Here is a 13,309-nt window from a genome sequence, read left to right as displayed (position 1 = left end):
AAATGACGAACCGGATAGCCATTATAAGGCGATTGTTTATAACGGTCGCTCAGATTGCCATATCCAAGGGGAGACGATGCGCTACATACGTCCGCTTTCAATCGAAGATGCCGTGGGCCAATTGGCCGGATCGGCTGGCACGGCGGCCATCCTGGCCGGAGGCAGCGACCTGCTGGTGAGGATGAAGGGCGGCTTCGTTGAGCCCGACTTGATCGTCGACATCAAGTCGATCGCCGGCTTGAGCGAAATCCGCGAAACCGCCGATGGCTTCAGCATCGGCGCCACTGTCCCCTGCGCCGTGCTGGGCGAGAACGCGGCCCTGAAGAAGGCCTGGCCTGGTGTCGTCGAGGCGGCCAAGCTGATCGGCTCCAAGCAGGTGCAGGGCCGTTGTACGATAACCGGCAATCTCTGCAACGCTTCGCCGGCGGCGGACAGCGTGCCGGCATTGGTGGCCGCCGGCGCCAGGGCGGTGATCGCCGGGCCGACTGGCAAGCGCACCATTGCCGTCGAGGCCGTACCGGTCGGGCCGGGCAAGACCTCGCTCGCCAAGGGCGAGATCATCGAGGCGATCCTGCTCGACAAGCGCTCGCCGCGTTCGGGCGATGCCTATCTCAGGTTCATTCCGCGCACCGAGATGGACATTGCCGTGGTCAGCGCCGGCGTGAACCTGACGATCGACGAACACGGCGTCGTCACGGCAGCCCGCGTGGCGCTGGGCGCGGCGGCACCGACCGTGCTGCTGGTGGAGGAGGCCGCCGAAGCGCTTATCGGCAGGAAGCTCGACGAAGCAGCCCTCGAGCGGCTGGCAAAAGTCTGCGCCGGCGCCTGCCGCCCCATCGACGACAAGCGCGGCACCATCGATTTCAGACGCAAGGTTGCGGGCGTGCTGGCCAGGCGGGCCGCCACGACCGCCTACGCACGTGCAGGAGGCAAATGATGGCTGGTATTGCAGTCTCGACGACAATCAACGGCGACATAACAGAGTACCTCTGCCAGCCTGACGAGACGCTGCTCGACGTGCTGCGCGACCGGCTCGGACTGACCGGCGCCAAGGAAGGCTGCGGCACCGGCGACTGCGGCGCCTGCTCGATCATCCTCGACAACCGGCTGGTCTGCTCGTGCCTGGTGCTCGGCGCCGAGGCCGAAGGCCGGCGCATCGAGACCGTCGAAGGCATGGCGCAGGGCGACCAGCTGCACACGCTGCAGCAGAAATTCCTCGAGCATGCGGCGCTGCAATGCGGCATCTGCACGCCGGGTTTCCTGATCGCGGCCAAGGACCTGCTGGCGAAAAACCCCGACCCGACCGAGGAGGAAATCCGCTTTGGTCTCGCCGGGAACCTGTGCCGCTGCACCGGCTATGACAAGATCGTGCGCGCCGTCCAGGACGCCGCACATGTGATGAAGGGAGCCTGAAGATGAATTTCGATCCGCGTTTTTCCGGGCGTAAATTCACATCCGTCGGCACACGCCCCGTCCGCCCCGACGGCGTCGACAAGGTGACCGGCCGCGCCCGCTACGGCGCCGATTTCAACATGGCCGGCCAGTTGGTCGGCCGCGTGCTGCGCAGCCCGCATGCGCACGCCATCATCCGCAAGATCGACACCTCGAAGGCCGAAAAGCTTGCGGGCGTGAAAGCGGTCATCACGGCGAAAGACCTGCCTGATCTCACCGATGGCGATGCCGCCATGTACGACATCCTCGACAATTGCATGGCACGCACCAAGGCGCTCTATGACGGCCATGCGGTGGCGCGGTCGCCGCCGTCGATGCCCGCACCGCCAGGCAGGCGCTGAAGCTGATCGAGGTCGACTACGAGATCCTGCCGCATGTCACCGATGTCGACGAGGCGATGCAGCACCACGCGCCGCTGATCAACGATACGATCTTCACCGAGGGCCTCGAGGAAAAGCCGGTAAAACCCTCCAACGTCACCAAGCGCAGCCAGTTTGGCCATGGCGATGTCCACCAGGGCTTTGGCCACGCCGACTTCATCGTCGAGCGCTCCTTCAAGACCGAGCAGACGCACCAGGGCTATATCGAGCCGCATGCCTGCGTGGCGAGCGTCTCGTCCGACGGCACCGCCGACCTGTGGGTCTGCACGCAGGGCCATTTCGTCTACCGCCAGCACTGCGCCCAGCTGCTCGGCATGGAAGCCTCGAAGCTGCGCGTCACCTCGTCGGAGATCGGCGGCGGTTTCGGCGGCAAGACCCATGTCTGGGCCGAGCCGGTGGCGCTTGCCCTGTCGCGCAAGGCCGGACGCCCGGTGAAGCTGGTGATGACCCGCGACGAGGTGTTCCGCGCCTCGGGCCCGACCAGCGCCACCTCGATCGACGTCAAGATCGGCGCCCGCAAGGATGGCACGATCACTGCCGCGAAGCGACGCTGCGCTACAGCGCCGGCCCCTATGCCGGCTCCTGGGCCGAGATCGGCGCCATGACGGCGTTCGCCTGCTACAAGCTCGATAACGTCAAGACGGTCGGCTACGAAGTGCTGGTCAACCGGCCCAAGACCGCGGCCTATCGCGCGCCCTCGGCGCCGATGGCGGCGTTCGCGGTGGAAAGCGCCGTCGACGAGCTCGCCAAGGAGCTCGGCATGGACCCGGTCGACTTCCGCATCAAGAACGCCGCGCAGGAAGGCACGCGCTCGTCCTACGGCCCGGTCTATGGGCCGATCGGCATCGGCCCGACGCTGGAAGCGGTGAAGAACCATGCGCACATGAAGGCGCCGCTCGGCAAGAACCAGGGCAGGGGCATGGCCTGCGGCTTCTGGTTCAATTTCGGCGGCCAGACCTGCGTCGACCTCAACATCGGCATGGACGGCTCGGTGTCGCTGGCCGTCGGCACGGTGGACGTGGGTGGGTCCCGCGCCTCGCTGTCGCTGGTGGCGGCGGAGGAGCTCGGCATCGACTATGCCCAGCTCAAGGCGGTGGTCGCCGACACCTCCTCCCTCGGCTACAACGACATGACCGACGGCAGCCGCGGCACCTTCTCCTCCTCCATGGCGACCATCTCGGCCGCCCGCAACGCGATCAAGATCCTGCGTGAGCGCGCAGCACAAATGTGGGACATTTCCGTCGACGACGTGGTCTGGGAACAGGGCCACGCGGTCGCCAAGGGCGAGAAGCATGGCAATCTCGGCAAGCTGTCGCTAAAGGAGATCGCGGCTCAATCCGGCAAGACCGGCGGGCCGATCGCCGGCCATAGCGAGCTCGTCGCCGACGGCGCCGGCGTCTCCTTCGCCACCCATATATGCGACATCGAGGTCGACCCCGAGACCGGCTCGACCCGGGTGATCCGCTACACGGTGGTGCAGGATGCCGGCAAGGCGGTGCACCCGACCTATGTCGAGGGCCAGTACCAGGGCGGTGCCGCGCAAGGCATCGGCTGGGCGCTCAACGAGGAGTATATTTACGGCAAGGACGGAAGGCTGCAGAACGCCGGCTTCCTCGACTACCGCATCCCGGTCTGCTCCGACCTGCCGATGATCGACACGCAGATCCTGGAAATCCCCAACCCCAACCACCCCTATGGCGTGCGCGGCGTCGGCGAAACCTCGATCGTGCCGCCGCTGGCGGCGATCGCCAACGCGGTCTCGAACGCGGCGGGCGTGCGCATGACCCACATCCCGATGTCGCCGCCCCGCATCCTGGCGGCGATCGAGGCGGAACGGGGAGGCTGACGGGGCGAAAGCGAGGGATAAGGTGTGTTGAGATTCAGGTCAGGCCGAGCCGAAAGTGGCGGGTTCCGAGAACCGGAGCGGAGCGTACTTGAAGTACGTGAGCACCGGCCTACGCCGGCCGTAGCCTTGACTGCGCGGCGAGCTACGAGTGCTTCGGCCGGCGAAGGCCGGAAGCGCAGGAACCTGCCATTTGCAGGCCGGCCTCACCTGAATATCAGCGCACCGTAGCGCCGATGGTCGAAGTCACCCTTTGGGGCGCGCTCGGCCAGCTTGCCGGCGGCAAGAGCAAGGTCGAGATCGAGGCCAAGGACATCAGGGAGCTGTTCAGGAAACTGGCTGAACAGTATCCCGGCTTTGAGCCGTGGATCGACCGCGGGATTGCGGTGGCGATCGATGGGACGATTTATCGCGATACGTGGTCGAAGGAACTGCCGCCGGGGGCGGAGATTTTTTTGCTGCCGCGGCTGGCTGGGGGGTGAGGGGACAGGTACGCCATTGTTTAACATCAAGGTCTCGAACGTCTTGGTAGGGGCCGCAAGCGGACCGCCAGCTCCTAACAGCGAGATCTATAAAAGCTGACCTTCAGTTCTGCACGAGCAGCTTCCTGATCCGACCCCAACGCGGACGTCGGACAGCGCGACGACCCCAAAACTGACATTGCTAGTCGCACAAAACGGACGACCCTGCTTCCCATTTGCGATATAGTTTCCCGGCAAAGCCTCTACCGCCTGGGAGAAGGCACTGTGGATATTGAGGCATGGCTGGTAGACCTCGGCTTGGGTGAGTACGCACCGGTCTTCCGCAACAACGACGTTGACCTGGAGGTTCTTTCCAAGCTGACCGCCGAGGACCTGACCGCGCTCGGGATCACGTCGATTGGCCATCGGCGCAAGTTGCTCAGCGCCATTGCGTCCCTCGCTGACGGCGCGACCCTGCCTCGGACGGCTTCGTCACCGCCAGTGGTCTCGGATTGCCGCGCAGAGCGGCGCCAACTCACCGTGATGCTCGTGGACCTCGTCGGCTCGACCGAGCTCTCCCAACGGCTCGACCCGGAGGACACACGCGAGGTCATCCTCGCCTACCAGCAGGCGGTGTCGCGCGAGATCGCCCGTTACGAGGGGCGGGTCGCCAAACTGATGGGCGATGGGGTGCTCGCCTATTTCGGCTGGCCGCAAGCGCACGAGGACGATGCCGAGCGCGCTGTGCGTGCCGGTCTCGCCACCGCGTCCGCCACCGCGCGGCTGACCGAGCCCGGAGGAACGCCGCTGGCCGCGCGTGTCGGCATCGCCACGGGACTGGTCGTCGTCGGAGACCTGATCGGAGAAGGTGCGGCGCAAGAGGAGGCGGTCGTCGGCGATACGCCCAACCTTGCAGCTCGGCTGCAGGCCCTGGCCGAGCCGGGCTCTGTGGTGATCGCCGAGGTTACGCAAAGGCTCGTCGCGGGACTGTTCACCGCGACCTATCTCGGCGAGCAGAGTCTCAAAGGCTTCAGCGCCCCAGTGCGGTGCTGGCGTATCGCTGGGGAGACGGGCGCCGCGAGCCGGTTCGAAGCGCGGCACACCGTCCTGCCCCCGCTGGTCGGTCGGCAGGAGGAGTTCGCCCTCCTGCTCGAACGGTGGCATTGCGCAACATCGGGCCAAGGCCAGGTCGTGCTACTCAGCGGCGAGGCCGGCATCGGCAAGTCGCGCCTACTCGCGGCGCTCGCCGCCCAGATCGCAGCCGAGCCGCATTCCGAACTGCGCTATTTTTGCTCGGCCTACCACACCAACAGCGCGCTCCATCCCCTCATCGCGCATTTGGAGCGAGCGGCAGGGTTGATGGGCGACGACAACGCCAACACGCGACTCGATAAGGTCGCAGCGCTGCTAGGCGAGACCGGCGTCGAGCCCGGAGAGTTGCTGCCGCTACTGGCGGCTCTGCTTTCGATCGATGCAGGCGAGCGGTACCAGCTCCCGAAGTTGCCGGCACCGACGCTCAGGGCGCGCACGCTGGCTACCTTGATACGGCTGGTCGAAGCGTCCGCGACGAAGGCGCCACTGCTCGCGCTCGTCGAGGACGCCCATTGGATCGACCCCACATCGGCCGAATGGCTGGACACACTGGTGGAACGGCTCGCCGACCTGCCTGCCTTGCTGGTGGTCACCGCGCGGTCCGAATTCGAGCCCCGCTGGAAGGCGCGGCCGCACGTCGGCGTGCTGCGGCTGGGGCGGCTCGAACCGAGCGATGGCACGGCGATCATGGAGCGGGTGGCGGGTGGCAAGAAGCTGCCCCGCGACGTCGCGGACCGCATCCTCGCCAACACCGAAGGGGTGCCGCTGTTCGTCGAGGAGCTCACGCGGACCGTGCTCGATTCCGGCCTTCTGATCGAGGCGGGCGATCGATATCTGGCGATCGGGCCGCTGCCGGCGATTGCGATCCCTTCGACGCTGCAGGATCTGCTGATGGCGAGGCTCGACCGGTTGTCGCCCGTGAAAGAGACGGCGCAGATCGGCGCCTGCATCGGCCGCGTTTTCAGATACCGTCTGCTCGCCGCAGTAAGCGGTGCCGGCCAGGACCGACTCGACGATGCCCTCAACCAGCTCGAACACGCAGAGCTGGTGTTCCGCGGGGGCACCGCCCCGGAGGCGACCTATACATTCAAACACGCGCTGGTGCGCGATACGGCCTACCAGAGCCTGCTGAAGAGCCGGCGCCAACAGATCCACGCGAAGGTCGCCGCCGCGCTGGAAGCCGAGTTCGCCGAGATCGCCGAGGCCGAGCCGGAGACCGTGGCGCAGCACTACACGCTTGCCGGTCTGGCGGCTGAGGCCGCGTCGTGGTGGCTGACGGCAGGAAAGCGAGCGATGGCAAGGTCTGCCAACCGCGAAGCCGCGACCCACTTCGGCAAAGGGCTGGAGCTCGTTGTGACCTTGCCCGCTTCCGAGACCCGTCTGAGGCAGGAGCTCTCGCTGTGGATGGCAATGGGCTCGGCCCTCATCTCCGTGAAAGGCTGGGCCGATCCGGAGGTTCTGCAGGCATTTGCGACCGCGCGCGAACTCGCCGAGCGCCTAGGCGACAAAGCCCAGCTGTTCGCCGCCGTCCGCGGTGAGAGCGCCTTCCGTACCATTTCCGGCCACCTGCGCATCGCCGAATCGCTCGCCGTGCAATGCAAGACGCTCGGCATGGAGCTCGCACAGGCATCCAATGACTCCGCCTACCTACTGGAGGCGCACCACCAGCTCTGGGGCGTCAACTTCTATCTCGGCGACTACGAGGCGGCGGAATCCTTCGCCAGCTATGGCCTTGCCACTTACGACTACGAGCGGCATCGCCACCTCGCGTGGGGCTATACCGGGCACGATCCCGGGGTCTGCTGCAGGTCGTTCTGCGCACAGATGCTCTGCATACGGGGCAAGCAGGACAGGGCGATCCAACAGTCACGGGAAGCCGTCGCCCTGGCGGAGCGCGTCTCGCACCCGATGAGCCTGGCCCAGGCGCAGATGGCCCTCAGCGTCATCCATTTGATGCGGCGCGAGCCCGATGAGGGTCGACGGTGGGCGGAGAAGGCCATGGCAGTGTGCACCGAGTTCGCCATTCCGCTGCTGCTCGGGCAGGCGCGCGTCTTCTTCGGCTGGGCGCTTGCCGGTCTGGGTCAGCTGGACGATGGCATTCGCCAGTTGCGCGAGGGGATCGCGGCGATCGCCGTGACTGGCGCCGACATGGGGATGGCCTACTATCTTTGCGCGTTGGCCCGCGCCTGTGGCGAGCGGGGCGAGGCAAGCGAAGGGCTTGCACTTCTGGAGCAGGCGTTCGACGCGCTCGCCAGGTCTGACTCCAAATATCAGCTGCCGGAATTGTTGAGCGCCAAAGGAGAGCTGCTATTGCGGGTAGACCCGCGAGACGATGCCGTCGAAGCCTCATTTCGCCAAGCTCTGGCTGTCGCCCGCGACCAAGGTGCGAAACTGGCCGAACTGAGATCCGCGCTTCGCCTCGCTCGACTCTGGTTCGTTCGCGGCCGCGCGAGCGAGGCGCGAGACCTGCTCGCACCCGCCTACGCAACATTCAACGAGGGTTTCGACACGCCTGACCTGGTGGAGGCAAGAGGCCTGCTGCAACGGCTGTCGCATGCAGCGGCTGCGCCGTAGCCAAGGTGCTTTCGGGAGGAGCGCGATGTTCAAGCAAATGTGGATCGGCCTGCTTGCGGGCCTAGCGCTGCTGCCGGCGGGTCCGCCGGCAGCGGCGACCGAGCTCACCATCCTGTGGGCGGAATGGGATCCGGCCAACTATCTGCAAGAACTCGCCAACGAGTACGAGAAGGAGACCGGAGTCAAAGTCACGGTCGAGACCGTCAACTGGCCCGGCTTCCAAGACAAGGCATTCATGGAATTCAACGCCCATGGCGACTCCTACGACATGGTCGTTGGCGATTCGCAGTGGCTGGGAGCCGGCGCGACGGAGGGCCACTATGCCGAGCTGACCGATCTCGTGCGGCAACTGGACCTCACCAAGGTCATGACGCCCGCCTCAATGACCTACTACTCGGAATACCCGAAGGGCAGCGGCCGTTACTGGGCCGTCCCGCTCGAAGCCGACGCGGTCGGCTGGGCCTATCGCAAGGACTGGTTCGAGGATCCCTCCGAGATGAAGGCCTTCAGGCAGAAATATGGTTATGACCTCGCGCCGCCGAAGACCTGGATGCAACTGCGCGACATCGCCGAGTTCTTCTACCGACCACACGCCAATCCGCCGCGATACGGCGTCGCCATCTATACGGAGCAGCACAGCGACGGGATGATCATGGGCTTCATGTCCGAGTTGTTCAGTTACGGGGGTGAACTCGGCGACTATGCCACCTGCGCGGTTGACGGCATCGTCAACTCGCCGCAGGCTGTTCGGGCATTGAAGGCTTACAAGGAACTCTATTCCTTCACGCCACCGGACTGGGCCAATACCTCCAATCGAGAGGAAGACCTGGCCATTACCGGAAATCTCGCGGCAATGAGCATGAACTTCTTTGCCTTCTTCCCAGCGCTGGCAAATCCGTCGATCAATCCGAACGCTTCCGTCACAGGGTTCTTCGCCAGTCCTGCAGGCCCGGGTGGGGAACGTTTCACGGCGCTCGGCGGCCAGGGCATCTCGATCGTGTCCTATTCGCACAAGCAGAAGGAAGCTAGGAAGTTCCTGGAGTGGCTATCTCGCGATGACACTCAGCAGAAATGGGCGGACCTCGGCGGCTATACTGCCGACGCGCGGATTTTGGCATCGCCGAGATTCCGCAACGCTACTCCCTACAACGACGCTTTCTACCAGAGCCTCTTTGTCGTCAAAGATTTCTGGGCGGAGCCCTACTACGCCAAGCTCGTCGACCAGATGAACGCACGTCTCGGACCCTACATGCTCAAGGATGGCGGCTCGGCGAAGGAGACCCTCGACGGAATCGCGGCGGACTGGAAGGCGACCATCGTCGAGCAAGGCTGCAAATAGCCGCCGCTGGGTTGAAATGGCGTCGTCATGTGTGCGAGGCCGCCTCCGGAATTGCACGCACATACGGCGCAATCCTATACTTAGAGCACATTCCTCCAGGCGCATGGAGCGATCATGAGGATACGCGCAGGTCTTGTTGTGGAGCTCGGGGTCAATTTGCTGCTGCCGTGGCTCGCGTACCGCATGGCGCTTCCTCATTTCGGAACTATAGGAGCGCTCTATGCGTCCGCCGTTCCGCCTGTCGCGTGGGGGTTAATCGAGTTCGCGAGATTTCGCCGCGTCGATGCGCTGAGCGCGCTCGTTTTGCTCGGTATCGCGTTGTCGCTGATGGTGATGGCGCTCGGAGGCAGTGCGCGGCTCCTGCTGCTTCGCGAATCGCTCGTGTCGGGCGCCATAGGCGTCGTGTTCCTGTTGTCGCTCGCGTTCCGGAAGCCGATGGTTTTCTACCTGGCGCGGGCGACGGTTGCGAGGGAACGCGAGTACGGCCAGGAGCATTTTGAGGCACTCTGGCGTGAACGGCCGAGCTTGCGCACGTCGATTCGATTGATGACGCTCATCTGGGGGCTGGACTCTCGGGGAGACGATGCTTCGCAGTTGGCTCGCATGGCATTGGCCCATCGAGCGGTATCTGGTCGTTTCGCCGGTCATCGGCTACGGCATCTACGGCGGGCTAACGCTCTGGTCGATCTGGTATCGAACACAGATGAAGCAGCGAGGGGAGGCTGCCGCTGGCGACGGAACGCCGTCTCCTAGCTAGGCGAAGAGTCCCGCACCAGAAGGCCGCCAAGTGTGGCGCTGAGCTCGATTAGCCGGATCTCGCGATGAGGCAAGAGGCCCGCATGGTCGTCGAGCGGCTGGTCCGGCTGGGCGTTAACGAGCGTCAACTTGCTGCCCAACTGTGGTAATTCGCGACTTGGCGAAGGTTGGCCGTTTCTGACGCCAAGCTGCCATTCGCGTCCTGGGATGCGTATGTCGGCTTCGGTCAGAAAGAGGGCTTTCGCTTTGGTGACCCGCCCGTTGTCCGTCGGCAATGTCTGCTTTCAGGCATTGGCACGGCCGACTCCTAGGTCCGAAATGAGGCGCTAAGCAGCCATTCAGGATAGGCGAAGGTCGCCAGTCCCAGCCCCTCACAACAAAAACGTCTGCCTCTCCCGCAACGTCGCCGCAATCGCGGCAATCCCCACCTCAATCTCGCGCCTGCCCGCCAGCATCGCATCCGCCGCCACGCCTTCCAGCATCGAGCGCAGCAGCTCAGCCTGGCCGACCAGCACCGCGTCCTTCTCCGCCAAGGCGGCGAGCGTGGCGGCTTCCTGGCGGTAGCGCTGGGTCATGCGGTCGTTTTCCGGCACTGGCTGGTGGCGGATCAGGCCTTCCAGGGCGCCGACCTCGCGGCCCAGGCGCTCGAGCGCCTGGGCGTTGGCGACGATTGCCGCGTCGGGGAAGGGGTTGGCCCGCGTCGGCGGCGGGATGTTCTCGCGGCGGTAGCGGGCCTCGGCCTCGTCGAGGCCTGCCCGGGCGCGGTTGAGCAGCGAGCAGGCCATCTGGCGCACGCGCTGGTCGTCGGCGCGCAGCTGGTTTTCCTGGCGGTAGAAATTGTAGCCGTAGCCATAGAACAGGTTGATGCCGACCCTGGCGAGCGGCCCGGCTTCGTAGAAGCGGCTCATCTTGTCGCGCCCACCTCGTCGCCCAGGGGATAAAAGCCCGTCGGCTGGCCGCCTATGTGGAAGGGCACGCCGGCGGCTGCGTTGGGCGCCGAAACCAGGCCCTTGTCGGCCATGCGCAAGGCCAGATAATAGCGGACCGACTCGATCGGGGTGAGCCCTATCGCCTGCAGCGAGATCAGTTCGCGCATGCGCTCGTCGCGCGGCATGATCAGCACCTTGAGGTCGTTCAGCATAATGCCGTAGACTTTTAGGAAATCGGTGAGGTGCGCCTTCACCGCCTCGCGCACGTCGCTGATGCGCTCGTTGACGTTCTCCATCTTGGTGATCTGGATGATCTGGTTGATCGCCTGCTCGATGGCCGGCCCGGCGTAGTCGGCGATTTCCTTGGTGTCGATCACGGCACCGGCGAACGGCATGTGGGTGATGAGATCGAGCGCCTCTTCCTTGCTGTCGATGTGGATGTAGTAGTCGACGACATAGGACATCTCCGCCATCTCGGCTGATGTCGCCACGCCCTCGTTGCGGACCAGCAGCTTGGACCGGTTGATGTAGATGACCTCGTAGACCCAGGGCGAGGAGCCGCCGAAAAACCCTTGCACGACCGATCCGACCAGCGGCTTGTCCGGCGTCTGCAGCGCATATTGGCCGGTCTCGTAGACGTTGAGCACCGCGCCGCGCGACTTCAGGATGCAGAAATGGTTGCTTTCCACCGTCAGCAGCGAGCCTGAGACGATGCTCTCGTCGACGATCTTCATCGCCACGGTCCTGGTGCCGAGCGCGTCCGTGCCGTCGCGCTGCAGCGACGTGATGACCTGTCTGGTGATTGCCATGATGAATTCCCCTCCTGATGTACCGGCACGCCCTGCGCGTGCCCGATCCTGTTGACGTGCGGCCAGGCGGAGCCGGTTGGCTCCGCCACCCGCTCAGCGATTGGTCTGCCGCGCTTTCGCCGGCCCCGAATGCCTGGGCGAACACAGGCCCTTGCCGCCGAAGGATTGCTGCAGCCGGGCGGTGCGGTCGCTGCGCTGGCGGTAGCCGCCGTCGCCGTCGAGCAGATATTTTGCCCGTTGTTTGTCGCGCGGCTGCGGCGCCGTCGTCCTTGACGAGACTGCCTTCTTGACCGGCTCTATCGCCTCGGTGGATTTGCGGTCGGTCCCGATCCCGGAGTCCCGCATGGCCCGGCCCACGGCCTGCTCGATCAGGTCCTTGCTGTTTTGGCCGAGGAAGCTCGACACCAGCCCGGCAACATCGGTGGCGATGTCCTCGACCTGATCGTCGTCGGTGGACGCGGCCAGTGGCGAAGCGCCCGACTGAACGCCGCCTTCCGGGCGCCGGCTCTTGCCCAGCTGCCGCCAGAGAATGAATGCGAAGATGAGTGCAAAGACAAAAAACGACATTCGACCAGCCCCGTTCCGTGGTCAGCGTTGATTGCAGGATTGAAGATGTTCCGCCCGTTCAGCGCGCCTTTGGCGCCGCACGCTCGTCCTCAGGCACGAACGATCCACCTTCCGCTGCTCGGCGGATCAATGGCGGCGCCTGTCGACTTCCCTCCCAGTTAACGCGTCAAACACATTTCTTTCCCGAACGGGGCTGTCCAGGAACCATGGATGGGCAAAAGCTGCGTCGTTGATAAGGGAAGTCTCGAAGGGCAGCCATACACATTATCGAGAGCGAATATGGTCGCGGGCGGTGCTGGTGTTCGCGATGGGAAAGCCGCGGCAAGCACCAAGATCGTTCTCCCTGGGTCGGGGCAGGGGCTATCACATATGGCAGCGCCAGCCCCCTCTCCGTCCGCTTCGCGGCCACCTCTCCCCCACTTTGTGGGGGCGAGGAAACGCTAACTGTCGAGGTCGCGACCTTTGAAAGCTTGGGTTCCTCGCCCCCATGAAATGGGGGAGAGGTAGCTCGGCGAAGCCGAGACGGAGAGGGGGCTGGCGCTGCCATATGCCATTAGCCGCAGACACGATCCTCAGGAGCGGCCAGGTGACCTTGCTTAAACCGCGTTCTTGGGCTCAATGGGCGGATGGTCGCCACGCTGCTAGGGAGGGCATCGAGATGAGCGAAGACAGACCACGGCCGCTGGCCGAGATCGCCAGCTATCACGCCCATATCTACTTCGTCGGGCAGGCCGAGCGGCAGCATGCCGAATGGCTGCGGCTGCGCATCGCAGAGCGGTTCCGCGTGCGCCTGGGCAATTGGCACGACAAACAGGTCGGCCCGCATGACCAGCCCATGTACCAGGTCTCCTTCGCCAACGAGATTTTCGGCACGCTCGTTCCGTGGCTGATGCTGAACCATGGCGGCCTGAGCATCCTCATCCACCCGAACACCAGCAACCCAAAGCGCGACCATCTGGTCGATCCGGTCTGGATCGGCCGGCCGCTGGGGGTGCATGGCGATGTCCTTCCGGACGATCACGAGGCGGAAGAGGCGCTGGAGGTCAACACCGAGCCGTCGCTGCCGGCGTAGACCGGCGTCGGTTCCACGCAGACCAGCACTGCCAT

10 protein-coding genes and 1 pseudogene are annotated in these 13,309 nt (G+C 64.8%); 8 read left to right on the top strand and 3 right to left on the bottom strand.

Features of this window, described 5'->3' with window-relative positions:
• The first annotated feature begins 76 nt into the window (after nt 1-76).
• From HB778_RS04825 to HB778_RS04795, 7 genes and pseudogenes are all read left to right on the top strand, one after another.
• On the top strand, nt 77-937 hold the full coding sequence (locus HB778_RS04825; RefSeq protein ID WP_183461917.1) for an FAD binding domain-containing protein: 861 nt from the start codon (nt 77-79) through the stop codon (nt 935-937).
• Nucleotides 937-1,413 (top strand): (2Fe-2S)-binding protein, encoded by a 477-nt coding sequence (locus HB778_RS04820; RefSeq protein WP_183461915.1) that lies wholly within the window; start codon nt 937-939, stop codon nt 1,411-1,413. The genes HB778_RS04825 and HB778_RS04820 overlap by 1 nt, the downstream gene beginning before the upstream one ends.
• A gap of 2 nt (nt 1,414-1,415) precedes the next feature.
• Nucleotides 1,416-3,678, top strand: a pseudogene (locus HB778_RS04815) (xanthine dehydrogenase family protein molybdopterin-binding subunit).
• A 233-nt stretch (nt 3,679-3,911) separates the two neighbouring features.
• A complete protein-coding gene (locus tag HB778_RS04810) occupies nt 3,912-4,157 on the top strand; it encodes a MoaD/ThiS family protein (protein WP_183461913.1) in 246 nt (81 codons plus the stop codon).
• A gap of 264 nt (nt 4,158-4,421) precedes the next feature.
• Nucleotides 4,422-7,802: an ATP-binding protein gene (locus HB778_RS04805; protein ID WP_183461911.1), complete on the top strand. Its 3,381-nt coding sequence runs from the start codon at nt 4,422-4,424 to the stop codon at nt 7,800-7,802.
• Between the two features lie 37 nt (nt 7,803-7,839).
• The gene (locus tag HB778_RS04800) at nt 7,840-9,141 is read left to right on the top strand and encodes an ABC transporter substrate-binding protein (protein WP_244661962.1); all 1,302 of its coding nucleotides are present in this window, start codon (nt 7,840-7,842) and stop codon (nt 9,139-9,141) included.
• A gap of 114 nt (nt 9,142-9,255) precedes the next feature.
• Nucleotides 9,256-9,894, top strand: coding sequence for a VC0807 family protein (locus tag HB778_RS04795; protein WP_210308062.1), 639 nt, complete (start codon nt 9,256-9,258; stop codon nt 9,892-9,894).
• Between the two features lie 374 nt (nt 9,895-10,268).
• Here HB778_RS04795 and HB778_RS04790 read toward each other — a convergent pair whose 3' ends face one another.
• From HB778_RS04790 to HB778_RS04780, 3 genes are all read right to left on the bottom strand, one after another.
• Nucleotides 10,269-10,805 carry a hypothetical protein gene (locus HB778_RS04790; protein ID WP_183461909.1) on the bottom strand — a complete coding sequence of 179 codons (537 nt, stop codon included), beginning with the start codon at nt 10,803-10,805 and terminating at the stop codon, nt 10,269-10,271.
• Nucleotides 10,802-11,635, bottom strand: a complete 834-nt coding sequence (locus HB778_RS04785) for an SPFH domain-containing protein (protein ID WP_183461907.1) — start codon at nt 11,633-11,635, stop codon at nt 10,802-10,804. The genes HB778_RS04790 and HB778_RS04785 overlap by 4 nt, the downstream gene beginning before the upstream one ends.
• Nucleotides 11,636-11,728: 93 nt before the next feature.
• Nucleotides 11,729-12,202: a hypothetical protein gene (locus HB778_RS04780; protein ID WP_183461905.1), complete on the bottom strand. Its 474-nt coding sequence runs from the start codon at nt 12,200-12,202 to the stop codon at nt 11,729-11,731.
• 658 nt (nt 12,203-12,860) lie between these two features.
• On the opposite strand from HB778_RS04780, the gene HB778_RS04775 reads away from it, so the two are divergent.
• Nucleotides 12,861-13,274 carry a DOPA 4,5-dioxygenase family protein gene (locus tag HB778_RS04775; protein WP_183461904.1) on the top strand — a complete coding sequence of 138 codons (414 nt, stop codon included), beginning with the start codon at nt 12,861-12,863 and terminating at the stop codon, nt 13,272-13,274.
• The last annotated feature ends 35 nt before the right edge of the window (nt 13,275-13,309 follow it).

This window comes from Mesorhizobium huakuii, assembly GCF_014189455.1.
Classification (GTDB): Bacteria; Pseudomonadota; Alphaproteobacteria; order Rhizobiales; family Rhizobiaceae; genus Mesorhizobium; species Mesorhizobium huakuii_A.
This window is presented reverse-complemented; position numbering and strand designations above follow the sequence as displayed.

Excerpts from the sequence above, each read along its gene's own strand:
- HB778_RS04825 (WP_183461917.1), top strand. The coding sequence starts at position 77 with ATGCGCTACATACGTCCGCTTTCAATCGAAGATGCCGTGGGCCAATTG.
- HB778_RS04820 (WP_183461915.1), top strand. The coding sequence starts at position 937 with ATGGCTGGTATTGCAGTCTCGACGACAATCAACGGCGACATAACAGAG.
- HB778_RS04810 (WP_183461913.1), top strand. The coding sequence starts at position 3,912 with ATGGTCGAAGTCACCCTTTGGGGCGCGCTCGGCCAGCTTGCCGGCGGC.
- HB778_RS04800 (WP_244661962.1), top strand. The coding sequence starts at position 7,840 with ATGTGGATCGGCCTGCTTGCGGGCCTAGCGCTGCTGCCGGCGGGTCCG.
- HB778_RS04795 (WP_210308062.1), top strand. The coding sequence starts at position 9,256 with ATGAGGATACGCGCAGGTCTTGTTGTGGAGCTCGGGGTCAATTTGCTG.
- HB778_RS04790 (WP_183461909.1), bottom strand. The coding sequence starts at position 10,805 with ATGAGCCGCTTCTACGAAGCCGGGCCGCTCGCCAGGGTCGGCATCAAC.
- HB778_RS04785 (WP_183461907.1), bottom strand. The coding sequence starts at position 11,635 with ATGGCAATCACCAGACAGGTCATCACGTCGCTGCAGCGCGACGGCACG.
- HB778_RS04780 (WP_183461905.1), bottom strand. The coding sequence starts at position 12,202 with ATGTCGTTTTTTGTCTTTGCACTCATCTTCGCATTCATTCTCTGGCGG.
- HB778_RS04775 (WP_183461904.1), top strand. The coding sequence starts at position 12,861 with ATGAGCGAAGACAGACCACGGCCGCTGGCCGAGATCGCCAGCTATCAC.